The following is a 23,692-nucleotide window of genomic DNA, read 5'->3' on the forward strand; positions in this document are numbered from 1 at the left end:
AACCATTTAATTGCAGACTCAACCTTAGAATCTTGTTATTCTTCACCTCTGCGACACGTTTGCTTCACTTGGCTGAACCTTCGGCGGATCCCCACCTCCGCGCTCCGCCTGCCGAGTCCGACGCACGGTCGCTGTGACGCGTGATGGTTGCTCGCCGTGAGGCCGAGCGGGGGAACACGGAGTAGACGAGCAATGGGCAACCCGGAGGCCTCTACCTTGCTGCGCCTTTACCGGCGCATGCTGCCGCACGCCCTGAGACACTTCCTGGTGCGGCTCCTGCCCGCCCGCAACCGGCTGATCCTTCAGCACGGCCTGTCCGGGCTCGGCACGACCTCCCGCGTCCTGCGCAAGCACCTGAGCGTACGGCTGAGCAAGCGCCTGCGGCGCGACGCGGGCCGGCCGGGCGTGAAGCTGGTCTGGTACGCACGCGGGGTGCGCGCCGCCGAGGTGACGGAAGGGCTGACGCCGTCCGTCGCCCGTGCCACCAACCTCCTGCGCGTGACCGACGTGCTGGAGCGGCACGGCATCCCCTACTTCTGCGTGCGCGGCACCTCGGTGACCATGACCGCGGTGGCGGTACCGGCGGGCGAACGCCAGCGCGCCGAGAGGGCCCTGCGGGTGAGCGGCCTCGCCGCCGGCGCCCTGCTGGCCGGCGGCGCCGCCGGGGGCAAGCCCCTGCACGCCGATCAGCGCGCCTCCTGGGCCCAGACCTCAGAAGAAACGATTCTGCGGATCTGGTGGCTCCTCACCGACCCCGGCGGTCGGTGGACGCTCGGCCCCAACCACGCGTGTGCCATCGAATACTGGACCGAGGAAGACGGGCTGCTCCTCGCCCCCGTTCCCAATCTCACCGCGACCGCCGTGGTCGCCGCCGAGAGCCCCGTCCGGGTGCCGGTCAGTCATTTCACCGGTCCGGTCAGCGGTCTGGTGGACGCCGCACCGCAGGTCGCGACGCGGTCCGAGTTCACGCTGTCCCTCCCGGACGAGGTCACCTTCCCGGTGGACGCGGTCTACACCTGGGTCGACGGCGCGGATCCCGAGTGGATCCGCCGCCGGGCCACCGCGCTCGGCCGGACCGACTACCACGAGCAGGCGATCAGCGCCGCGCGCTTCACCAGCCGCGACGAGCTGCGCTACTCCCTGCGCTCCCTGCACCAGTTCGCCCCGTGGCTCCGCACCATCTACCTGGTCACGGACGGACAGGTGCCCGCGTGGCTCCACACCGACCACCCCGGGCTCAAGGTGGTCCCGCACAGCGAGATCTTCAGCGAGGCCTCGGCCCTGCCGACGTTCAACTCGCATGCCATCGAGAGCCAGCTGCACCACATCCCGGGGCTCTCGGACCACTTCCTGTACTTCAACGACGACGTGTTCCTCGGCCGCAGCGTGACCGCCGAGGAGTTCTTCCACGCCAACGGGCTCTCGAAGTACTTCCCTTCGAACTCGCTCGTCCCCATGACTCCGGCTTCCGCCGAGGACCCGCCCTCGGAGATCGCCGCGAAGAACAACCGCGTCGTCATCGCGGGGACCTTCGACCGGGTGCTGACCAGGAAGATGAAGCACGTGCCGCACTCGCTGCGGCGCGACATCCTCCAGGAGATCGAGGACCGCTACCCGGCCGAGCACCGGCAGACGCAGCACTCGCACTTCCGCAGCCCGACCGACCTCTCGATCACCTCGTCGCTGCACCACTACTACGGGCAGCAGACGAGCCGATCGGTGCCGGGGCGGATCCGCTACACCTATCTGGACCTGGCCGCCCCGAACACCGGCAGGCATCTCAACAGGCTGCTCGCCAGGCGCGATTACCACACGTTCTGCATCAACGACACGGTCGACGACCCGGACACCGCGGAAGCGCGGACCGCGATGCTCAGGACGTTCCTCGAGACCTACTTCCCCGTCCCCAGTCCCTACGAGCGGCCTGGACCGGACACCCCCCGGCTCTCCCCCGGCCCGGCGGAGACCGCCCGGCCCGAGCCCGCCCTCGACCTACCGAACTCTGTGAAGTGGAACCAATGACTACTGACCCCCAGGTGATACGCGCCGCAGCTCCGGTGATCGGAGAGGACGAGATCGAGGCCGCGGTGCGTGTGCTGCGCAGCGGCATGGTCGTCCAGGGCCCGGAGGTCGCCGCGTTCGAGGAGGAGTTCTCGAAGTTCGTCGACGGCCGCCACTGCGTGGCGGTCAACTCGGGCACCAGCGCCCTGCACCTCTCCCTGATGGCGCTCGGCATCGGCCCCGGCGACGAGGTGATCGTCCCCTCGTTCACGTTCGCCGCGACCGCCAACGCGGTCCGGCTCGTGGGCGCCACCCCGGTCTTCGCCGACATCGAGCGCGACAGCTTCTGCCTCTCCCCGGGCGCGGCCGAGGCCGCGGTCACCCCGCGCACCGCCGCGATCATGCCGGTGCACCTGTACGGGCACCCGGCGTCCATGGCGGAGCTCACCGCGGTGGCCGGGCGGCACGGCCTCGCCGTGGTCGAGGACGCCGCTCAGGCCCACGGCGCCGCGCTGGACGGGACCCCCGTGGGTGCCTTCGGCGCCGCCGGCTGCTTCAGCTTCTATCCGACCAAGAACATGCACAGCCTCGAGGGCGGCATGGTCACCACGGGCGACGCGGCACTCGCGCGCACCCTGCGGCTGCTGCGCAACCAGGGCATGGAGCAGCGCTACGCCAACGAGATCGTGGGCTTCAACGTCCGGATGACGGATGTGTCGGCGGCGATCGGGCGCGTCCAGCTGCGCAGCCTGGACGCCTGGACCGACCGGCGCCGTGCCAACGCCTCCGCGCTCGACGCGGGCCTGAGGGGCGTCGTCGCCCCGCCGGTCGCCGAGGGCGCCCGGCACGTCTACCACCAGTACACGATCCGTGTGGACGCCGAGGCCGGCAAGGACCGGGACACGGTCTCCCGGGAACTGCAGGAGCGCGGGATCGGCAACGCGGTGTACTACCCCACCCCGGTGCACCGTCTGAAGCCCTTCCGGAGCGGCGACAGGGCCCTCGGGTATGTCAGCGGTGACCTCGCCGAGACGGAGCTGGCCGCGGCGCAGGCGCTCTCCGTACCCGTGCACCCGATGCTCACGCCGGAGGAGCTCGACCGGCTCACGGCCACCGTCAACGAGGTCGTGGAGGGACGCGCATGAGCCGGGAGAGGTCTCTGCGGGCCGGGCTGATCGGTCTCGGGTCGATGGGCCGCAACCACGCCCGGGTGCTGCACGGTCTGGAGGGCGTCGAGCTGGCGGGCGTCGCCGACCCGGTGGCGGCGCCGGACGGCGCGCCCGGTGCCGTGCCGGTCTTCCGCACGGTCGCGGAGCTGGTGGCCGAGGGCATCGACTACGCCGTCGTCGCCTGCCCCACCGCGCTGCACGAGGAGGTCGCGCTGGAACTGGCGGGCCACGGGGTCCACGCCCTGATCGAGAAGCCGATCGCTCCGTCGGTGCGGTCGGCCGGGGTCATCACCCGCGCCTTCGCCGAGGCGGGCCTGGTGGCCGGCGTCGGGCACATCGAGCGGTACAACCCGGCTCTGCGGGAGCTGCGGGCCCGTCTGGACATGGGCGAACTGGGTGAGGTCCACCAGGTGGTGACGCGGCGTCAGGGGCCCTTCCCCGCCCGGATCGCGGATGTCGGGGTGGTCTACGACCTGGCGACCCACGACATCGATCTGACCGCCTGGCTCACCGACAGCCACTACGAGTCGGTCGCCTCCGCGACGGTCTCGCGCAGCGGGCGTGCCCACGAGGACCTCGTGGCGTTCGTGGGGCACCTGTCGTCCGGGGCGGTCACCAGCCATCTGGTCAACTGGCTGTCCCCGCTGAAGGAACGGGTCACCATCGTGACCGGGGAGCACGGCTGCTTCGTGGCCGACACCCTCACGGCGGACCTGTGGTTCTACGCGAACGGATCGCAGCCCACCGAGTGGGAGGGCCTGCGCCAGTTCCGCGGGGTGTCCGAGGGCGATGTCACGCGCTACGCGATCGTCAAGCGCGAGCCCCTGCTGGTCGAGCACGAGACCTTCCGCGACGCCGTGCTGGGCAGGGAGGCCGACATCGTCACCCTCGAACAGGCCACCGGCACCGTCGCCGTGGCCGAAGCCGTCCTCGAAGCCGCGGCGCAGCGGACCGGGGTCCCCGTGGGCCCCGTCCGGCCGGTGGCCTCCGTCTGACCGGATCACGCGGGTGGCCTGCCGTGGCCACCCGCGTGAGCGGCGTCCCGCCGTCCTTCACGGCGCACTGATGTTCTGGAGTATTCGGTGATCCATCCGATCAACGCAACGGCTGAACGCCCGAGCCGGGCCCTGCCGGCGGGCATGCACGAGATCCCCGTCGGCATGCACCGCCGGCTGGCGCACGTGCAGCCCGGCCTCACCCCTCTGGGGGTACGGGCCCAGCACCTTCAACTGGTGTCCACCGCGCTGACGCAGGCCGGCGTCGAGCACTTCGTGGTGCCCGGAACGGAGGACACCTCGTCGGCGATCGGCGTACGCGACACCCAGCGCGGCCGGGTGGCCCAGACGCTGCGGTCGTTGTTCAGCCGCAGTCCCGGATACATCCAGCGCAGGGTCCCCGTCCAGCGCACCAGCGAGCTGCTGCACCTCGGTGCCCGCGAGTCCTCCTGGCAGGGCCTGGAGACCGTGGACGTACTGCGTGCCATCTGGTTCCAGGCCGATCTCTCGGGTGAGCTGGTGTACGGCGTCGAGTACGGCTGCGACATCGAGTTCTGGCGGGAGGAGGAGGGCCGCCTGCTGCCGCCCCGGATCAACCGGGGCGCGAGCTTCCTCCTGCCGGAGGGTGAGATGACGCTCGTCTCTCCGCATCGCTTCAGCCGGCTGGCACCGCCGCTCCGGGTGGAAGAGGCGCCCAGGCAACGGCGCTGGGGGCGCAAGCCGGAGCCGGCCGGGCTGCCGACCCGCCGGGAGTTCGTCTGCACCGGACCGGACGAGATCACCTTCCCCATCGACGTCGTCTACACCTGGGTGGACAGCGACGACCCGGCCTGGCAGCGGCGCAGGGCCGAGGCGTCGGGCGACGTCTTCCACGAGGAGTCCGCGAGCGCCGGGCGCTACATCAACCGTGACGAGCTGCTGTACTCGATGCGCTCGCTGCACATGTACGCCCCGTGGGTCCGCCATATCTTCCTGGTCACCGACGACCAGGTGCCGCACTGGCTCGACGAGTCCGCCGAGGGCATCACCGTCGTGTCGCACCGGGAGATCTTCCGGGAGACGGACCGCCTGCCGGTGTTCAACTCGCACGCCATCAGCGCGCAGTTGCACCGCGTTCCCGGACTCTCCGAGCACTTCATCCACTTCAACGACGACGTCTTCGTGGGCAGGCCGATCACCCCGCACGAGTTCTTCCTGCCGAACGGCGCGTCGAAGTACTACCCGGACACGGTCCGCATTCCGATGGGCCCGGTCCGGCCGGACGACCTGCCGCACGAGGTGGCCCGGAAGAATGTGCGCGCCCTTCTGGAGGAGCGGTTCGGCCGCACCATCATCGACGCGATGAAGCACACGCCGGTGCCGCTGCGCCGCAGTGTCCTGGAGGAGATGGAGCGGGAGTACGCGGACGTCTTCCGTGCGACCGCGGCCGCCCGTTTCCGCAGCGGTACGGACATCGACGTGGGCACCTGCATGTATCCGTACTACTCGTACTTCACGGGGCGCGGGGTGCCCGACTCCATCCCGTACGCCTATCTCCATCTGTCGATGGTCCAGCTCTCCAAGAAGCTCGACAGGCTGCTCAAGCGGCGGGACGCCGCCGTCTTCTGTGTGAACGACTCGTTCACCACCGAGGACGACGTGGCTGATCAGGAGGCCCTGATCCATCCGTTCTTCGAGGCGTACTTCCCCCTTCCCAGCCCTTACGAGAAGCCGGCGCAGCGTTGAAGATCGACTTCCTGGTCCAGAACGCGTTCGGGGCCGACGGCACGACCCGTGCCGTGCTCGACCTCGCGGGCGCGCTGGCCGACACCCACGAGGTCCGGGTCGTCTCGGTGTTCCGCTGGCTCGACCGCCCGGCCCTGGCGCCGGCCCCCGGCGTGCGCGCCGTCTCCCTGCTGGATCTGCGTGAGGGACGCCGCCCCGACAAGCAGGACGTCCGGCGGCTCACCCCGTCCCGGGTCATCCCGCGTACGCAGGCGATGTCCTGGCGCTACAGCCTGCTGACCGACGACAAGGTGGAGGAGTACCTCGGCGAGACACAGGCCCAGGTGGTGGTGGGGACCAGCCTGGAGCTGGCGGCCTACGTGTCCCGCTGGGGCCGTCCCAGGGCCCTGCGCCTGGGCCAGCTGCACCTGCTGAGCACGGTGCTGTCCGCGCAGGAGCAGAGCCGCGCGTGGGCGGGGCTCGGCAGGCTGGACGCCGTGATCGTGCCGAGCGCGGCCGAGGCCACGGCGGTGACGGAGGCCGGGCTGCCGGGCGGCATCGCGGTGTACGCCCACCCCGACTGCGTACCCGAGCCGCGGGTGCTCCCGGCGGACGGCAGGTCCCGGGTCGTGATGGCGGCGGGGCGGCTCGTGCCCGAGAAGCGTTTCGATCTGCTCGTCCAGGCCTTCGCGCAGGTCTGCGGAGCGCACCCCGACTGGCAGTTGAGGATCTTCGGCACCGGCCCCGAGTACGGGGCGCTCCGTGCCCTGGTCGCCGACCTCGACCTCTACAACCACGTCTTCCTGATGATGGAGGAGCCCCGGCTGGAGGCCCGGTGGGCGGCGGCCGCCGTGGCCGCCTGCACGTCGGACCGCGAGTCGTTCGGTCTGGCACTGGCGGAGGCCATGCGGTGCGGTCTGCCCGTCGTCTCCACGGCCTGCCCGGGCGGACCGCCCGAGATCGTCCGGCACGAGGTCAACGGCCTGCTCACCCCGGTCGGCGACGTCGACGCGTTCGCCGCAGCGCTGCTGCGCCTGGTCGAGGACGAGGAGGCCCGCGTACGGATGGGGAGCCAGGCCCTCCAGGACTCCCGCCGTTACGGCGCGGAGGAGGCCGCGGGGCGCTTCGAGAAGGTCATCAGGATGTCCCGGAGGACACGCAGGGAGTCCCGCCCCGCCGCCGAGGTCTCGGTGGGGTGCGTCGTGGAGCCCGACGGCCTGATCGGTCTGCGCCTGGCCGGGGTGAAGGAGGGCCGTGAGGGTCTGCACCTGGTGCTGCACCGGCGGAAGGCCGGGCGTGGCGAGCGGCCCGTCCGGCTCCCTCTGCTGCCCGCCGGGCACCTGGGGGCACACCTCTACTCGGCGGTGGTCCCGGCCGGGCCCGAGGTGCTGACGGAGGGCCGTTGGGACGTCCATCTGGACACCGGTGAGGGCAAGCCCGCCAAGGTACGGCCGGGAAGCATCGATCTGCGGGGCTTCGGCCCGGTGGCGACCGGCCCCGAAGGCACCGTGGTCCAGCTCCCGTACGCCTCCGAGAGCGGCCATCTGGTGCTGCGCACCTGGACGCGGGAACGGCACGCGGAGGCCACGGAGGTCTGGATCAGCGAGGGCACCATCCATCTGCGGGGCGTGCTGTACGGGTCGGACTTCGGGGACGCGGAGCCCCTGCTCCTGATGCGCCGCCGTGGCGTGGAGGGACACAGCTTCTGGCTGTCCGGCAGTTCCTCGGGCGCCGCCGACTTCTCCTTCGCGCTGCCCGCCTCGGACCTGGCCGAGCAGCTCGTGGGCCGTCACGAGCTGTGGGACCTGTGGGTCGGCCGACGGTACGACCCCGTGGTCGCGCGGCTGGGCCGCTTCCTCTCCGACGTGGTGGACGTGAAGAGTGTCTTCGCCTACCCCAACACCGTGGTGCCGTCCGACGACGGCCCGGCCGTCCTGGTCAAGCCGTACTACACGGCCGGCACCGAGCTCTCCGTCCGTGTCTCCGAGCGGGCGGAGTAGCGGGGACCCGTGGACAGGACCCAGCCGCCGGCCGGAGGCCGTCCCGTGTGCCCCGCGTGCCGCCCGGGGACGGGCTCAGACGCGGAGCCAGCCCTCCAGGGCCATCCCCTGCCGGTCCGCCCGCTGCCGGGTCACGCTCAGCCCGCCCTCGCGGCCGATCGCCGCGACGACCAGCCGGCCCGCCCGGTCGCGGGCGAGCGCGGGGGCGCCCTCGCAGGGTTCGTCGGTGTCGGCCCACCAGGCGCCGGCGGATTCCATCTCCGTCGGGTAGGCGGTCACCGCGAGGGTGCCGGTTTCCTCGGCCTGGGCCAGCACGGTGCAGTCGTAGCCGTCCACGACGCACCGGGACAGGGCGAGCGGTCCCCGGCCCGACCGGCCGTCCAGCGGGGCGGGCGCGACGTCCTCGCCGCCGGGTCCGGGCACCCGGTAGGCGACGACCTCACCGGTGGCGTCGTCGCGCCAGAAGTGGGTGACCCGGTCCTCGTAGGACCCGATGCCCGACGCCGTCTCCGCGCGGGCGATGAACACCAGGTTGGGAGCACGGTCCAGGGAGCCGCCCGGCTTCTCCTGCCGCCACACGTACACGCCCTTGTCGGCGGGCATGAGGAGTTCGACGCGGCCGGATCCGGTGACGACCGCGGAGATGCCTTCCCGTACCCGCTTGCACGGCAGGGCCGTCCACTTGCCCCAGGTGCCGCCCTGACCGCGCCGGCGGGTGAACACCCCACCGGTCGCGCTGCGGACGAAGACGTGGACCACGTCGCTCCCGTCGACGACGGCCACCGGCGCGCCGATGGCCGACGCCTGCGCGGCGTCCTGTCCGTGCGGGTTGCCGATCGAGTGCCAGCCGGTCATCGGCCGGCCCGTCTGGTACTGGGACGCGTAGACGATCTCCAGGGGCGCCTGGGGGTCCTGGCCCTTGCGGCGCGTGGTGAAGAGGTCGACGTAACCGTGGGGACCGCGCGCGACGGAGAGGTACGGGAGCATCCCCGTGTCGGCGAGCAGGAGTTCGGGCGGGGTCCAGCCGGTGGGCTGCCGGGCGGACTCGGTCCAGCGCACGATGCCCCCGTTCCTTCCGGGGGCGTACGCGGTGAGGCGGCCTTCCCTGTCCGGTACGAGCCACCCGGTCGTGCGCGGCGCGGCCGCCACGGCGCGCGGTGCGGAGGCGGTCCGGACGGCGGGTCCGGAAGGTCCCCTCCCGACAGGCTCACCGGTACGTCTGCGCCCTGAACGCACACCCATTGTTCCCCGCCCGTTCTTCACCGAGTACTTCCTCCGGTGCCGAACGGCGATGGGCGGAGTCCCGTGGTTTTTTCTGTCGAATGACCAGTTCTGCTTTCACAGTGTCAACTGGTGTCACAATAATACTCGACAGGGGTCGATTTCAGCGTGCTTCCTATCACAGAATGCGACTTCGAGGCGTGAACGACGCCCGGACGATACGCACCGACGGATGGCTCCGGATCACCTGGGCCGGACCGTCCGCCTTTCCCTTCCTCTCCTCTCGCACGCGCCCGGCGCGTCCCGACGGAAGAACCAGACGAGCCCATGACTGATCAGACCACCGGCACCGGATCACAGATATCGGACGAATCCCGGTCCAGACGCGCACCCAAGCCCCGTAAGCGCCGCCGCGGCCTCAAGATCACGCTCGGCGTCCTGCTCGTGCTCCTGCTCGCGGGCGGTGGCACGGCGTACTGGATGTACCAGGACCTCGACAGCAACATCACGGGCGTCGACATCGACAAAGCGCTCGGCGGGGACCGTCCCGAGAAGCTCCCCACCACCGGTCAGAACCTGCTCGTCCTCGGTTCCGACTCGCGCGCCGGCGCCGAGAACAAGGAGCTGGGCGGCGGCGGTGCCGTCAGCGGGGCCCGGTCCGACACCGCGCTGGTGGTGCACATACCCGAGGGCCGCACCGAGGCCGTCGCCGTGTCCATCCCGCGCGACACCCTCGTGACCCGGCCCGAGTGCGTGAAGTCCGACGGCTCGGCCGTGGCGTCCGCCGAGCGGGTCATGTTCAACTCCGTCTACTCGCAGGTCGGTCCGGCCTGTGTGGTGAAGACCGTCGAGAAGATGTCCGGGGTCCGGATCGACCACTACCTGGAGATCAACTTCGCCGGGTTCAAGGATCTGGTCGACGCCATCGGCGGTGTCACCGTCGAGGTCGAGGAGCCGATCAAGGACAAGGCCTCCGGTCTCGACCTCACCGCCGGCACGCACAAGCTCGACGGCACCCAGTCCCTCGCCTACGTCCGTACCCGCCACGGCATCGGGGACGGCAGCGACCTGGGGCGCATCGGCCTCCAGCAGCAGTTCCTGCTCGCGCTGCTCACCGAGATCAAGTCGCAGGACCTGCTGGGCAGTCCGACGACGACGTACAGGATCGCCAACTCCGCGACCAAGTCGCTGACGACCGACGAGGGGCTCGCGTCCCTGACCTCGCTCAGCGAGTTCGCCCGTTCCATGAACGGCGTCGACCCCTCCTCCATGGAGACGATCATGCTGCCGGTCGCCTACGACAAGCAGGACCCCAACCGTGTGGTGGCGGCCGAGCCGCAGGCGGGCGACCTCTGGAAGGCTGTCCGCGAGGACGGCACCATCCCCGAGTCCGCGAAGAAGTCCCCGGCCACCGGCGGCTGACCTGGCATCCTTCGGGGATGACAGGTGAGAGGACTCTGGTGATCGTCGACGCCGCCAATGTGGTGGGGTCGGTTCCGGACCGATGGTGGCGGGACCGGCGGGGCGCCGCCGAGCGGCTGCGGGACTCGCTGGTCCCGTACGCCGCCGAGGGGCTGCCCGGGGAACCCGGGCCCGTCGAACTGGTGCTGGTCGTGGAAGGCGCCGCCCGTGGTGTCGCGTCCGTGCCGGGCGTGCGCGTGGCGGCGGCGCCCGGCAGCGGGGACGAGCTGATCGCCGAGCTGGCCGCCACCGCCCACGGCGTACGGCGCTGTGTCGTCGTCACGGCCGACCGTGGGCTGCGGCAGCGGGTCGAGGCGTACGGGGCCCGGTGCACGGGCCCGCGCACGGTTCGGCCGCTGCCGCCGTCACGCGGGGACTGAAGCGTCAGGAGGCCTTCGCCATACGGCTGTTGCGGCGGCCGTACGCGAAGTAGATGATCACGCCGAGCAGCATCCAGATCGCGAACCGGAGCCAGGTCTCCGCCGGCAGGTTCAGCATCAGCCAGACCGACGCCGCGACCGAGAGGATCGGGAGCAGCGGCACCCACGGGGTGCGGAAGGCGCGGTGCAGCTCGGGGCGGGTGCGGCGCAGCACGATGACGCCGAGGGCCACCACCACGAAGGCGAAGAGCGTGCCGATGTTCACCAGCGTCGCCAGTTCGTTGATGCTCGTGAAGCCGGCCACGATCGCGATGATCACGCCGAGCAGGATGGTGGGACGGTACGGGGTCCCGAACCGCGGGTGCGTCTTCGAGAAGAACCTCGGGAGCAGCCCGTCCCGGCTCATCGCGAAGAACACACGGGTCTGGCCGAGCAGCAGGATCATGCAGACCGTGGTGAGCCCGACGGCCGCGCCGAAGCTGATGACGCCCGCGTAGAAGGGGTGGCCGACGGCCTTGAAGGCGTCGGCGAGCGGGGCGCTGACGGAGAGTTCGGAGTAGTTCTGCATGCCGGTGACGACGATCGACACGGCGACGTAGAGCAGCGTGCAGATGACGAGCGAGGCGAGGATCCCGCGCGGCATGTCCCGCTGCGGGAGCTTGGTCTCCTCCGCCGCGGTGGCCACGACGTCGAAGCCGATGAAGGCGAAGAAGACGATGGAGGCTGCGGTGAAGATGCCCATGACGCCGAAGTTGGTCGGCTCGTAGCCGAAGATCAGCTGGACCAGCGGCGCGTCCAGGCCCGAGCCCGTGGTCTGGCCCTCGGCCTCGGGGATGAAGGGCGAGTAGTTGGACGCGTCGATGAAGAACAGCCCGGCGATGATCACGATCAGCACGACCGCGATCTTGATGGCCACCACGACCGTGGTCACCCGGGCGGAGAGCTTCATCCCGAGGACCAGGATCACGGTCAGGACCAGCACCAGGGCGAACGCCAGGATGTCGAAGCCGAAGCCGCTCGCCACATCCGGGCCGGAGAGCGCCTCGGGCATCGTCCAGCCGATGTTGTCCAGGAGCGAGCGGACGTAACCGGACCAGCCGACCGCCACCACCGCGGTGCCCAGCGCGAACTCCAGCACCAGGTCCCAGCCGATGATCCAGGCGACCAGCTCGCCGAGGGAGGCGTAGGAGAAGGTGTACGCCGATCCGGCCACCGGGACCGTGGAGGCGAACTCGGCGTAGCAGAGGGCCGCGAGCGCGCAGACGATGCCCGCCGCGACGAACGCGAGGGCCGTGGCGGGGCCCGCCGTCTCCTTGGCGACCTTGCCCGTGAGGACGAAGATTCCGGTGCCGATGATGACACCCACCCCGAAGACCGTGAGGTCCAGCGCGGAGAGGGATTTCTTGAGCGCGTGCTCCGGTTCTTCGGTATCGCGGATGGACTGCTCGACCGTCTTGGTCCGGAACAGTCCCTTTCCGCTGGGGGGCGTGTCCTGCTGCGTGCTCACCGGCGTACCTCCACGCACTCGTCGTGCACGCCATGATTCGGATCGGGCCGCCCCCGAATGCGCAGTACGCCCCGATTTCACGCGAATGGGCCGGTCGGACCACCCGAGTGGGGTGGCCGACCGGCCCGGTGCGGTGCTGTGCCCTGCGGGAGGGTCAGTCGCGGACGGGCTCCACGGCCCGGCTCTCGTACCGGCCGTCGAGCTTGGCGACCAGGCCGGTGACCTGGCGGGCGATGTCCGGTGCGGTCAGCCCGATCTCGGCCATGACCTCGCCGCGCGAGGCGTGGTCGAGGAACACCGGCGGGATGCCGAAGTCGCGCAGCGGTACGTCGACGTCCGCGTCGCGCAGGGCCTGGGCGATGGCGGAGCCGACGCCGCCGGCCCTGCTGTTGTCCTCCACGGTGACGACGACCCGGTGGCCGGCGGCGAGCGGGGCGAGCGCCTCGTCGACGGGCTTGACCCAGCGCGGGTCGACCACCGTCGTGGAGATGCCCTGGGCGTCGAGGAGCGAGGCGATCTCCAGGCACATCGGCGCGAGCGCGCCGACGGAGACCAGGAGGACGTCGGGCGTGTCCGTGCCCGCCTCACGCAGGACGTCCATGCCGCCGACGGTGCCGACCGCCTTGACGGCCGGGCCGACCGCGCCCTTGGAGAAGCGGACGACGGTGGGTGCGTCGTCCACGTCGACGGCCTCGCGCAGCTGGGCGCGGACCTGGTCGGCGTCGCGCGGGGCGGCGATGCGCAGGGTCGGCACGCACTGGAGGATCGACATGTCCCACATGCCGTTGTGCGAGGCGCCGTCGGTGCCCGTGACGCCGGCCCGGTCCAGGACGAAGGTCACTCCGCACCGGTGCAGGGCGACGTCCATGAGGACCTGGTCGAAGGCGCGGTTCAGGAAGGTCGCGTAGACCGCGAAGACGGGGTGCAGTCCGCCGGTGGCCAGGCCCGCCGCGGAGACCGCGCCGTGCTGCTCGGCGATCCCGACGTCGTAGATCCGGTCCGGGAAGGCCTCCTCGAACTTGCCGAGGCCGACGGGCTGGAGCATGGCCGCCGTGATGGCGACGATGTCCTCGCGCTCGTGGCCCAGCTTGACCATCTCCTCGCCGAAGACCGAGGTCCAGTCGAGGCCGGACGTCGAGATCGGCAGGCCGGTGTCCGGGTGGATCTTGCCGACCGCGTGGAAGCGGTCCGCCTCGTCCTGGAGGGCGGGGGTGTAGCCCCGGCCCTTCTCGGTGAGGCAGTGCACGATGACCGGGCCGCCGAAGCGCTTGGCCCGCTGGAGCGCGGACTCCAGGGCCTCGATGTCGTGGCCGTCGATCGGGCCGACGTACTTCAGGCCGAGGTCCTCGAACATGCCCTGCGGGGCGATGAAGTCCTTGAGGCCCTTCTTGGCGCCGTGCAGGGTCTCGTACAGCGGCCTGCCGACGACCGGTGTGCGCTCCAGGAGGTCCTTGCCGCGGGCCAGGAACCGCTCGTACCCGTCCGTGGTGCGAAGGGTGGCGAGGTGGTTCGCGAGGCCGCCGATGGTCGGGGCGTACGAGCGCTCGTTGTCGTTGACGACGATGACGAGGGGGCGGTCCTTGGCGGCGGCGATGTTGTTCAGCGCCTCCCAGGCCATACCGCCGGTGAGCGCGCCGTCACCGATCACGGCGACGACGTGGTCGTCCTTGCCCCGGACCTCGTTGGCCTTGGCGAGGCCGTCGGCCCAGCCGAGGACCGTCGAGGCGTGCGAGTTCTCGATGACGTCGTGCTCGGACTCCGCGCGGGACGGGTATCCGGAGAGCCCGCCCTTGCTCTTGAGCTTCGAGAAGTCCTGCCGGCCGGTGAGCAGCTTGTGCACATAGCTCTGGTGGCCGGTGTCGAAGAGGACCTTGTCCTGCGGGGACTCGAAGACGCGGTGCAGGGCGATGGTCAGCTCGACCACGCCCAGGTTCGGGCCGAGGTGGCCGCCGGTCTTGGACACCGCCTCGACCAGGAAGGTACGGATCTCCCCGGCGAGCTGGTCCAGCTGCTCGGAGTCGAGCCGGTCCAGGTCACGCGGTCCCCCGATGCGGGTCAGCAGGTCCACCCGTGCCTCCTTGCGTTTGAGCCGGTCGAACTTCTTACCGATCCGCAGAGTCTAATGTTCCGAGCAGGGCCCCGGTCCTCAGGGGGCGGGGTCGTGTGTCACACCTGCGACGGGAAAGATGTGGTTCGTCCCACATGTCGCGGACCGACGACGCACGTGGCGAGGGGTCAGGGGGTCACCGGTCCGCTCGTGACCAGACGCCGCATCCCCTCAGGTGTCGAACGGGTGTGCCCGAGACGGTCGAGCAGTTCGAAGAACGGAACCGCGACCCGCCGGGAGGTCCCGAGGGCCTTACGCCCGGCACTCAGGGTGAACGGCTGGGGCAGCGGGGCGATCCTGGCGAGCGACAGACGCACTGCGTCCGGATGCACGTACACGTCCTGCTGGACCCGGAAGAGGAGTCCCCGGCCGACCGCCGCGCGCAGATGCACGGTGGTGAGACCGAGCCGGTCGAGCTCGGGCCGGCCGGGCGCGTCGAACGGATCGGCGGCCAGCCTGCCGCAGAGGACGTCCAGTGCCTCCTGCGCCCGGTCGGACAGCACGGGCCGCGTGTGGGCCTCCCGGATGCCTGAGCTGTCCCGCACCATGCCCAGAGCGTCCACCGCGGCGTCCAGCAGCACGGGGTCGGGCAGACCGGTCAGTCGCAGGGCGGCCTCAGGGGGCAGGGCGGGTGTGAGCGGGTGACCGGCAGCCCGCTCCCGTACGGCTTCCGCCAGCCGGCTCCGGCGCTCGCGCCACCAGCGGGCGTCGACGATCCATTCGCCGACCTGTGCGGTGCCCTCGGGTGTCGTCCCGGGGGCCAGCCAGCCGGACGAGGTCAGATCCGTGAGGCGGACGGCGCCGCGCCGCGCCGTCTCCGCCGTGGGGTCCGGAGCTCCGCGCCTTCCCAGCAGGTCGTCGTGCCGCCGTGCGGCGGCACCCCGGCGGGTGAGCGGCGGCGGATCGGCGTCCAGGACGACGAGTCCGGCGGCGATTCCGCCTTGACCGGGGTCCCGCAACAGCGCCCTCTCCCCTACGTCGAGGGGCAGGTCGCGTGCCGTCCGTATCCGGGCGGTACCGTCGCCGAGCCTCCGCACCCGTGCGGGGACGGCAGCGGAGCCGGCATGGAGAATCAGCTCGGCGGCCCGGCAGTCGGCAAGCCAGTCCACCCGTGCGTCGAACTCCCGCACTCCTGCGTACCACCCTCTCGCGACCAGGGCGTCACCCCGCCGGACGCTGCCCCGGTCCAGGCCACGGAGGTTGACGGCGACGCGGGCGACCGCGTCCGCCCGCTCCACCCTCTCGCCGAGGCTCTGCAACTGCCTCACCCTGACCGGCCGACGGCTCGACCACAGCACCAGTTCGTCGTCCTGTGCCAGGGTGCCGGCGCCGAGCGTGCCCGTGACCACGGTGCCCGCCCCTCGCACGGCGAAGACCCGGTCGATCCACAGCCGGGTGCGCGGGGTGGGATCCGGCGGGGGCAGACGTGCGGCGAGCCGGCCGAGCGACCGGCGGAGTTCGGGTAGGCCCGTGCCGGAGGGCGCGCTGGTGACGACCGCTTCCAGGCCGGCCAGCGGAGTGCCCGCCAACCGGTCCCTGGCCTCCTCGACCGCGAGCTCCCCGTCACCGAGGTCGGCCCGGGTGATGACCAGGAGACCGTCGCTGACGCCCAGGGCACGCAAGGCGTCCACATGCTCCTGTGTCTGCCGGCTCCACCCCTCGTCCGCGGCGACGACCAGGAGGACGGCCGGTACGGGCCCCACACCGGCCAGCATGTTGGACACGAACCGCTGATGGCCCGGCACGTCCACGAAGGCGACCGTCTCCCCGGTGGGCAGGGTGGTCCAGGCGTATCCGAGGTCGATCGTCATGCCACGCCGCTTCTCCTCGGCCCAGCGGTCGGGCTCCATGCCGGTCAGCGCCCGTACGAGGGTGGACTTCCCGTGGTCGACATGTCCCGCGGTGGCCACGACATGCACCCCGCCTCACCCGCCGGCCGACGGATCGATGAGCCCCGCGTCCAGGGCGGCGGCGAGCACGGCCCCCAGGACCTCGCCGTCACACTCCTCGGGTACGCACCGCAGATCGAGCAGGAGCGCGCCGTGCGTGGTGCGGCCCACCACGGTGGGGCTGCCCCGCCGCAGCGGCACCGTGAGCGCCTCGGGCACCTGCACGGCGAAGCCGGGCAGGGGGACGGTCGGCGCTCCGCCGCCTCCGACCGCACCCGCATGGGGAAGGACCGTGGCCTCGACGCCGCGACCCGTGAGCCCCGCTGCCAAGGCCTCACTGCGTGTCCGCAGTTCCTCGGGGTCGAGATGCAGAGCTCGGTGCACGGGCGGCTCGGGGCCTCGGAGGGTGGCTTCGAGGGCCGCGAGGGTGATTTTGTCGACACGCAGAGCCCGGGCGAGCGGATGACGGCGGAGGCTGTCGATCAGCGGTGCGGTGCCCAGCAGAAGACCCGCCTGGGGGCCACCGAGGAGCTTGTCCCCACTGGCCGTGACAAGGGCCGCACCCTGCCGGAGCCAGGTGGCGGCATCCGGTTCGCCGGGCAGCAGCGCGTCGGGGCGCAGCAGGCCTGAACCGATGTCGGCGACGACGGGAACGCCGAGCGTGGCCAGTTCGGCGACCGCCACGGAGGAAGTGAAGCCTGTGACAACAAAGTTGGAAGGGTGGACCTTGAGAACGAAGGCGGTGTCGGGCCCGATTGACGCCCGGTAGTCAGCAAGGTGGGTCCTGTTGGTCGTGCCCACCTCGCGCAGCCGGGCACCGGTGCTGATCAGCAGGTCGGGCAGCCGGAAGCCGTCACCGATCTCGACGAGCTCCCCCCGGCTGACCACGATCTCGCGGCCCTGCGCGAGAGCCGTGGCCGCCAGGACGAGCGCGGCCGCTCCGTTGTTGACGAGATGGACGTCGCCCGCGTCGGGCACCGCGTCACGCAGGGCGTCCAGTGCGGCACGGCCGCGTCGGCCGCGCCGCCCGGTGGCCGTGTCGTACTCGACGTCCACCTGCCCCGCGGCGATGTCCACCGCCGCGCGCGCCTGGGGGGAGAGCGGAGCGCGGCCGAGGTTGGTGTGGACGACGATTCCGGTCGCGTTGAGGACGGGGCGCAGGCTGGTCGCGCGGTCGGGCAGCAGCCCGAGTACGACGTCGCCGATGCGCTCGGGAGCTTCCTCGCCGGCCCGCACCTTCTCCTGGGCCCGGCGCACCGCCTGCTTGACGAGCCCGGGACCGAGTCTGGCCGTGGCTTCGGCCAGCCTGGGGTCGGCCATGACGGTGTCGGTCCGGGGCACCCGCCGTGCCAGGACGGCAGGGACGGGCGTTTCGGTCGCCATGGGTTCAGCCGGCGATGACGAAGTGCTCGCCGCGCGGGGCGAGGTGGCCGATGACGGGGGCGCCGGGGATCTCGCCCGCGACGAGGAGACCGCCGGAGGTCTGGGCGTCGGCCAGAAGCAGGCGTTCGTCCTCCGAAACCCCGGCTCCGAAACGGGTGTGCGGTCCTGCCCAGGCGAGGTTGCGCCGGGAGCCACCGCTGACGAAGCCGTCCCGTACGGCCTCTCGCGCCCCGTCGAGGAAGGGGACGGCGGCCGGGTCGATGACGGCGGTGACGCCGCTGGCCCTGGCGAGTTTGAAGAGATGGCCGAGGAGTCCGAAGCCCGTGACATCGGTGGCGCAGACCGCGCCGCTCGCCAGTGCGGCCCGTGAGGCCGCGGCGTTGAGGGTGGTCATCGTGGCGACTGCTTCGGGGTGGTGTTCACCAGTGGCTTTGTGCCGTGTGTTGAGCACCCCGAGGCCGAGCGGTTTGGTCAGGGACAGCGGCATGCCGGGGCGTCCGGCGTCGTTGCGGAGCAGGTGCTCCGGATCCGCCTGCCCCGTGACGGCGAGTCCGTACTTGGGTTCGGCGTCGTCGATGCTGTGCCCGCCCGCGAGGTGACAACCGGCTTCGGCCGCGATCGCGGCGCCGCCGCGAAGGACCTCGGCCGCCAGCTCCATCGGCAGGCTCTCCCGCGGCCACGCCAGCAGGTTGACGGCGACGAACGGGGAGCCGCCCATGGCGTACACGTCGGAGAGCGCGTTGGCCGCCGCGATGCGGCCCCAGTCGTACGCGTCGTCGACGACCGGCCCGAAGAAGTCCGTCGTCATGACGAGGGTGGTGCCTCCGGGCGTGACGACCACGGCGGCGTCGTCGCCGTTCTCGGTGCCCACCAGGAGTTCCCCGTCGGGTCGGCGGGCGGGCTCCGGAAGTCCGGCCGCCGCCATGACCGCCTCCAGCTCGCCCGGTGGGATCTTGCAGGCGCAGCCGCCGCCGCGGGCGTACTGGGTGAGGCGGACCGTGGCAGTGGCAGTGGCAGTGGCAGTGGCGTCCAACGGGTGCTTCCGTCCTTGCGTCGCGCGTGTCGTACCACACCGTGCGGGGGCGTCAAGTGCCGCACAGCGCGTAAGAGTTGACATAGAGTACGGCGTGGAGGCGTCAGGGTTCCTGGTGGGCCTCCCCGCCTTCAAAGCGGGTGGGGCGGAGTATCTCCGTCCGGCGGGTTCGATTCCCGTCCGTCTCCGCCGAGTACCGGTGCGGGGTGGCGGGGCCCCAGGGGGCCCGGCCCCCCCCCCCCCCCGGCAAGCGGGGCCACTGGCCCCCCCCCGGGGGGGGCGTGTCCCCCCCGGCCGGCGGGGCACCCCCCCGCCCCCCGCCCCCACCCCGGGGGGGGGGGCGCCGCCCACCTGGCCCCCGCCCACCCCGCACCGGCCATGTCAGGCGAGCAGTCTGCCCACGCCGGAGGCGGCGGGCGCGACCTGCACCGAGTCGCCCTCGCCGAAGACGCTGACCGGCTCACTGGTGCGGCGCAGACTCCCTGCCGGGATCATGCGCACGGCCGGGTCGATCGCCAGGCTGACACCCGGGGTGGTGCGGTGGACCGCGAAGATCTCCTGCGGGCCTCCGTCCGGCGTGACGCCGAGTGCCACGTACACGAGGTGGCTTCCGTCCGTCTGGTCCTTCACGAACGCCACCCCCCTGTCAGTAGGAGTACGGGTCATGATTTCTGCCCCTTTCGGGTCGGTGTGGACGAGTCGGCCTCGGGGCCGTCCTCCCGCTCATGGAGCGGGTCGACGTCCGGGACCGTCGCTTCGAACAGCAGGTTCTTCCAGTCGCCCCCGTACGGGAAAAGGCCACTGGTGGTACGGATCCCGAGCCTGTGCGGTACACGGGCGGCAAGGATGTGGCTCTGCGCCTCACCCATCGCGTACATGCTCTCCAGCGTCCGCCAGAGGGTGACGCTCAGGATCGTGCGGTGTCTCCACAGCACGACCGGTGCGGCCCCGACGAACCCCGGGGCGATGCGCCGGACCTCTCTTTTGATACGCGCGTGGAGGAACAGCACGACAGCCATGTTCAGCGCCGTGCGGCATTCGAACCGCGTGAGGGCGACATGTCCCCGGGGGTCTCGCGCCTTGGTGTACGGGTTCATCGCCAGGCCGTCCAGACGGTGTAGGCACCCAGCAGCACGAGGCCGAGACCGGCCGCGCGTCGCATCCACGGGAACCAGGGCTGTACCCGGTCCCCGAAGCGGGTGATCGGGAGGAGGTACCAGGTGACGCTGCGCACCGTCACGGTCGCCACCGCCACCAGGGCCATGCCGACCAGCAACAGGGACGCGGACGCGGGGTGCAACAGCAGGGCCGCTGTGAGCACACCCCAGGTCAGAGAGGTGGATTTCTGCGTGGTGAACAGCAGCGCCAGATCGAAGCCCCAGGCCAGACCGAGCATGCCGGGCGGCATGGTCCGTATGTGCTCCTGCGGCACCTGACGCCAGATGTGCGGCGTACGGTTCGCCAGGTCGGCGACACCGAACACCACGAGGGCGACCCCGGTCAGGGATTCGCGCCAGGACGCACCGAGAATCAGGGCGATGCCCTCCCCCAGTACGTACACGGCCAGCGACATCAGTCCGGCGGCTGCCACCTCTCCGGCCAGCAGGCCCACGAGGAACCGCGTACCACGAGGTCTGCTGCGCTTCAGCATCGGGCCGGCGACCCCGGCCATCGACTGGCCTCAAGGGCTGAAGACTTGCAGGACCGCCGCGATGCCGGCGATCACGAGCCACGTCACCATCTGATGTCGACTCCTTGAATCCGGGCCGGGGACGTGGCCGTCCCTCAGGCCGCCTCGGTCAGTTGTACTGGCACTCGAAGGACGACTTGGCGTTGCCCGCCGTCTCACAGCAGCTGCAGTGCAGGGACGCGCTCATCGCACAGCCCCACAGGTAGGACATGTGTGCACGGCAGTACGTCATGGTGGTGTAGCCCGCACTTCCGGGCTTGTTGGCGAGGTTGCAGCAGTTGTCGCTGTCGGCCGCGGCGGGCGCGGCGGCGGCGAAGACACCGGCGGCGGCCACCAGTCCGCTGGCTCCGATGCCTCCGAGCACCTTCCGGCGGCCGAGACGGACCTGGGGTCCGTCGGAGTCCTTCTTGGCGAGAAGCGGGAAGCGCATGGTTGTACTCCTTCTTCTTCGGTTCGCGTGCGCACGGGTCCGTGACGGATGTCGCGGACCACGGAGGGGGCGCCGTCGCGGGTCACACGATGGCGGGGGAGTCCTTGGCAAGGCCGACCTCGCGGAGCAGGTCCGCGACGGAGGTGAAGAGGTAGCCCTGACTCAGGACGCTGTCGTCGAAGACGAGCGCGGTGGGGCTCTGGGAGACGGAGAAGCTGCCGGCGACCCAGGCGCCGCGTTCGTCCACAAGGTACGGAAGGTCCGCGAGACCGTGCCGCTGCACGAAGTCATCGCCGTCGGCCTTCTCCGCGCAGGAGATCACGATGCCGACGGGACCGCTGACACCGCTCAGCCCCCGCTCGCTCAGCTGGGCCGCGACCTTGGCGCAGCTCGCGCAGACGGTGCTGAGGACCAGCAGCACGCCGCGGGAGCCGTCCCCCAGCGCCGCGAAGGGCTGCGGCCATTCCTCGACCACCGCGCCGAGCCGGTACTCCTCCAGCGGCGAGACCGTGGAAGAGGAGTCGGGTCCGGCGGCCGTGCGGGAGGCGAGTTCGCCCATCATCGCGAACAGGACGACGACGGCCGCCGTCAGGAGGAGCAGTGCGCATGCCAGAACGATCGTCATCAGGCCGATCCCCATCGACGTAGGAAGTTGTGGTACGCCGTCAGGGCGGCGTCGCGGTGCGTGACCAGGAGCCAGCCGCTGGAGACGGCGGACGTGAGCACAGCTGTCTCCGCGGCTGTACCGGTACCGCCCGTGGCGACCCCTGACAGGCCCGCGACCGCCACGGCGACGAAGCCCAGGCCGCTCACGATGTTGGTCATGCCGAGCGGTTTGCTGTCCGCGATGCCGAAGCAGCCGCACGGGCGGTCGCTGCCACGCAGCCTTCCCGCCGTGCCCATGACAACGAAGAGCGCACCGAGCACGCCGGTGATCGCGTGAGCGACGGTGCGGGTGGCGGGGGTGACCAGCAGAGCGACCGTAACCACTTCGAGGAGCGCGAAGAGCTGAATGATGCCCCGGGCAGGGCGCAGGCGCCCACCCAGGAGCTCGTGCACCGCGGAGGCGGCCACCTCCGGACCGACAGCCTTGGCTGCGGCGGACCGCAGGAAGACGGCCGCCACCCCTGAATTGACCAGGAGCAGGCCCCAGTAGGAAGTCGACAAAAGAAGCCCCCATTCCTGCCCCCGGAACCCGAACTGCACGGGATGTGGGGAAAGCGATTACCGCACCGACGAGCATGATCTGTACAACGTTTACCGCGCATCATCTTGCCCCGGGGTACCTGTACCGTCAAGCGTTATCAACTACCCCACGGAACACGACAGTTGCAAGATCTCGCGGACCTCGAAACGGAAGGGGAATTACCGATTCCATTGCGCGGTCCGCGCACATTCCGCAGCAGTCTCGAAACGCGCCCCACCAGGACCGATGCCCAGGTCATCGGCGCATGGAGTCGCACAGAAATCCATGAGCCACACGGACCGAAAAGGAAGAACATGCCGGCGAAACGGAAAGCCGCTGACGATACGGACGAAGCCCCTCGGCCGGCTCCGCCCGACCACTTGCCGGTTCGGCCCGTCTACCTGGATCACCAGGCGACGACCCCAGTGGACCCCCGCGTGGTCGAGGCGATGCTGCCCTATCTCCTCACCGAGTTCGGCAATCCCTCCAGCTCCCATGCCTATGGACGGGCGGCGGCCGAGGCGGTGGCCGGGGCGCGGGCACAGGTCGCGGCCCTGATCGGGGCCACGCCCGAGGAGATCGTGTTCACCTCGTCCGGCACCGAGAGCAACCACCTGGCCCTGGTCGGCACCGCGCTCGGGCGCCGTGCGGCCGACGGCGGCGATCACATCGTCACGTCGGTCCTCGACCACCCCGCCACCCTGGAGGCCTGCGCGCGGCTCGAACGGGACGGCTTCCGCGTCACCCGGGTCCCGGTCGGCCCGGACGGACGGGTGGACCCGCAGGAGGTGGCGCGCGCGGCGGGGCCCGGCACGACCCTGGTGTCGGTCATGCACGCGAACAACGAGATCGGTACCGTGCAGCCGCTGGCGGGCATCGCGCGGGCACTGGAGGGCCGCGGCATCTCTCTGCACACCGACGCGGCGCAGAGCCTGGCCACGGTCGTCACCGATGTGACGGAGCTCGGAGTGGATCTGCTGAGCGTCGTGGGACACAAGATGTACGCGCCGAAGGGGGTAGGCGCGCTCTATGTGCGGGCGGGAACCCCCAGGCCTGTCCCCCTGCTCTCGGGGGGCGGCCAGGAACACGGGCTGCGCGCCGGAACCGAGAACGTCGCCGGCGTCGTCGCCCTGGGTGCCGCCGCGGAGCTGGCACGGAAGGAGCGGGAGAGCGACGCCGCCCGGATCAGGGGCTTGAGCGATCTGCTGCTCTCCCTCCTGACCGAAGCGCTCCCCGGCCTGCGCCTGAACGGATCGCGGGAGCACCGCCTCGCCGGGAACCTGAGTCTCACCCTGCCGGCCACCGATGCCGCCACGCTCGCGGCCGCGGTCCCCGAGGTGGCGTTCTCGGCGGGGGCGGCCTGCCACACCGACGCGGATCTGCCCTCCCCCGTTCTCACCGCGATCGGGCTGTCAGCCGCGCAGGCCGCCCGCACGGTGAGGCTGGGCCTGGGCAGGTACACCGGTGAGAACGACGTGCGGAAGGCCGCCCAGGCCCTGGTACGGGGCGCGCAAGCCGTCTGATCGCATCGGGCGT

Annotated in this window: 20 protein-coding genes and 1 tRNA gene; 9 read left to right on the forward strand and 12 right to left on the reverse strand. The window is 71.2% G+C overall.

Annotated elements, in window-relative coordinates; all coding sequences use genetic code 11:
- The first annotated feature begins 216 nt into the window (after nt 1-216).
- From ACZ607_RS07950 to ACZ607_RS07970, 5 genes are all read left to right on the forward strand, one after another.
- Nucleotides 217-2,022: a stealth family protein gene (locus tag ACZ607_RS07950; RefSeq protein ID WP_469732875.1), complete on the forward strand. Its 1,806-nt coding sequence runs from the start codon at nt 217-219 to the stop codon at nt 2,020-2,022.
- Complete coding sequence (locus ACZ607_RS07955; RefSeq protein ID WP_469732877.1) at nt 2,019-3,146, forward strand: DegT/DnrJ/EryC1/StrS family aminotransferase; 1,128 nt, start codon at nt 2,019-2,021, stop codon at nt 3,144-3,146. Before ACZ607_RS07950 ends, ACZ607_RS07955 begins: the two co-directional genes overlap by 4 nt.
- Nucleotides 3,143-4,165 (forward strand): Gfo/Idh/MocA family protein, encoded by a 1,023-nt coding sequence (locus ACZ607_RS07960; protein ID WP_469732879.1) that lies wholly within the window; start codon nt 3,143-3,145, stop codon nt 4,163-4,165. The genes ACZ607_RS07955 and ACZ607_RS07960 overlap by 4 nt, the downstream gene beginning before the upstream one ends.
- Before the next feature lie 87 nt (nt 4,166-4,252).
- Complete coding sequence (locus ACZ607_RS07965; RefSeq protein WP_469732881.1) at nt 4,253-5,890, forward strand: stealth family protein; 1,638 nt, start codon at nt 4,253-4,255, stop codon at nt 5,888-5,890.
- Nucleotides 5,887-7,869, forward strand: coding sequence for a glycosyltransferase (locus tag ACZ607_RS07970; protein WP_469732883.1), 1,983 nt, complete (start codon nt 5,887-5,889; stop codon nt 7,867-7,869). The genes ACZ607_RS07965 and ACZ607_RS07970 overlap by 4 nt, the downstream gene beginning before the upstream one ends.
- 75 nt (nt 7,870-7,944) lie before the next feature.
- On the opposite strand, the gene ACZ607_RS07975 is transcribed toward ACZ607_RS07970, so the two are convergent.
- Entirely contained in the window at nt 7,945-8,928 is a 984-nt protein-coding gene (locus ACZ607_RS07975) for a PLL family lectin (RefSeq protein ID WP_469732884.1), read from the reverse strand.
- A 489-nt stretch (nt 8,929-9,417) separates the two neighbouring features.
- Here ACZ607_RS07975 and ACZ607_RS07980 point away from each other — a divergent pair, with 489 nt between their 5' ends.
- Both ACZ607_RS07980 and ACZ607_RS07985 read left to right on the forward strand, forming a co-directional pair.
- The gene (locus tag ACZ607_RS07980; RefSeq protein WP_469732887.1) at nt 9,418-10,512 is read left to right on the forward strand and encodes an LCP family protein; all 1,095 of its coding nucleotides are present in this window, start codon (nt 9,418-9,420) and stop codon (nt 10,510-10,512) included.
- Between the two features lie 17 nt (nt 10,513-10,529).
- A complete protein-coding gene (locus ACZ607_RS07985; protein WP_469732889.1) occupies nt 10,530-10,931 on the forward strand; it encodes an NYN domain-containing protein in 402 nt (133 codons plus the stop codon).
- A gap of 4 nt (nt 10,932-10,935) precedes the next feature.
- On the opposite strand, the gene ACZ607_RS07990 is transcribed toward ACZ607_RS07985, so the two are convergent.
- From ACZ607_RS07990 to selD, 5 genes are all read right to left on the reverse strand, one after another.
- Entirely contained in the window at nt 10,936-12,438 is a 1,503-nt protein-coding gene (locus tag ACZ607_RS07990; protein ID WP_469732891.1) for an amino acid permease, read from the reverse strand.
- 154 nt (nt 12,439-12,592) lie between these two features.
- Entirely contained in the window at nt 12,593-14,506 is a 1,914-nt protein-coding gene (dxs, locus tag ACZ607_RS07995; RefSeq protein ID WP_469732893.1) for a 1-deoxy-D-xylulose-5-phosphate synthase, read from the reverse strand.
- 167 nt (nt 14,507-14,673) lie between these two features.
- The gene (gene selB / locus ACZ607_RS08000; RefSeq protein WP_469732895.1) at nt 14,674-16,455 is read right to left on the reverse strand and encodes a selenocysteine-specific translation elongation factor; all 1,782 of its coding nucleotides are present in this window, start codon (nt 16,453-16,455) and stop codon (nt 14,674-14,676) included.
- Nucleotides 16,456-16,470: 15 nt separating this feature from the next.
- Nucleotides 16,471-17,817 carry an L-seryl-tRNA(Sec) selenium transferase gene (gene selA / locus ACZ607_RS08005; RefSeq protein WP_469732897.1) on the reverse strand — a complete coding sequence of 449 codons (1,347 nt, stop codon included), beginning with the start codon at nt 17,815-17,817 and terminating at the stop codon, nt 16,471-16,473.
- A 4-nt stretch (nt 17,818-17,821) separates the two neighbouring features.
- Nucleotides 17,822-18,850 (reverse strand): selenide, water dikinase SelD, encoded by a 1,029-nt coding sequence (selD, locus tag ACZ607_RS08010; protein ID WP_469732899.1) that lies wholly within the window; start codon nt 18,848-18,850, stop codon nt 17,822-17,824.
- A 96-nt stretch (nt 18,851-18,946) separates the two neighbouring features.
- Between selD and ACZ607_RS08015 the strand changes: the two genes are divergently transcribed.
- Nucleotides 18,947-19,039, forward strand: a tRNA-Sec gene (locus ACZ607_RS08015).
- 192 nt (nt 19,040-19,231) lie between these two features.
- Here ACZ607_RS08015 and ACZ607_RS08020 read toward each other — a convergent pair.
- The 6 genes from ACZ607_RS08020 to ACZ607_RS08045 all read right to left on the reverse strand — a co-directional run bounded on the left by ACZ607_RS08020 (nt 19,232) and on the right by ACZ607_RS08045 (nt 22,137).
- Nucleotides 19,232-19,480: a hypothetical protein gene (locus ACZ607_RS08020; protein WP_469732901.1), complete on the reverse strand. Its 249-nt coding sequence runs from the start codon at nt 19,478-19,480 to the stop codon at nt 19,232-19,234.
- A gap of 32 nt (nt 19,481-19,512) precedes the next feature.
- The gene (locus ACZ607_RS08025) at nt 19,513-19,869 is read right to left on the reverse strand and encodes a hypothetical protein (RefSeq protein WP_469732903.1); all 357 of its coding nucleotides are present in this window, start codon (nt 19,867-19,869) and stop codon (nt 19,513-19,515) included.
- A gap of 74 nt (nt 19,870-19,943) precedes the next feature.
- A complete protein-coding gene (locus tag ACZ607_RS08030; protein ID WP_469732905.1) occupies nt 19,944-20,522 on the reverse strand; it encodes a hypothetical protein in 579 nt (192 codons plus the stop codon).
- A 127-nt stretch (nt 20,523-20,649) separates the two neighbouring features.
- The gene (locus ACZ607_RS08035) at nt 20,650-20,970 is read right to left on the reverse strand and encodes a hypothetical protein (RefSeq protein ID WP_469732906.1); all 321 of its coding nucleotides are present in this window, start codon (nt 20,968-20,970) and stop codon (nt 20,650-20,652) included.
- An 82-nt stretch (nt 20,971-21,052) separates the two neighbouring features.
- Nucleotides 21,053-21,595 (reverse strand): hypothetical protein, encoded by a 543-nt coding sequence (locus ACZ607_RS08040; RefSeq protein WP_469732908.1) that lies wholly within the window; start codon nt 21,593-21,595, stop codon nt 21,053-21,055.
- Nucleotides 21,595-22,137 (reverse strand): MauE/DoxX family redox-associated membrane protein, encoded by a 543-nt coding sequence (locus ACZ607_RS08045; protein ID WP_469732910.1) that lies wholly within the window; start codon nt 22,135-22,137, stop codon nt 21,595-21,597. Before ACZ607_RS08045 ends, ACZ607_RS08040 begins: the two co-directional genes overlap by 1 nt.
- A gap of 333 nt (nt 22,138-22,470) precedes the next feature.
- Between ACZ607_RS08045 and ACZ607_RS08050 the strand changes: the two genes are divergently transcribed.
- The gene (locus tag ACZ607_RS08050; protein WP_469732912.1) at nt 22,471-23,679 is read left to right on the forward strand and encodes a cysteine desulfurase family protein; all 1,209 of its coding nucleotides are present in this window, start codon (nt 22,471-22,473) and stop codon (nt 23,677-23,679) included.
- Nucleotides 23,680-23,692: the final 13 nt, after the last annotated feature.

The organism is Streptomyces sp. NPDC104381 (assembly GCF_055583745.1).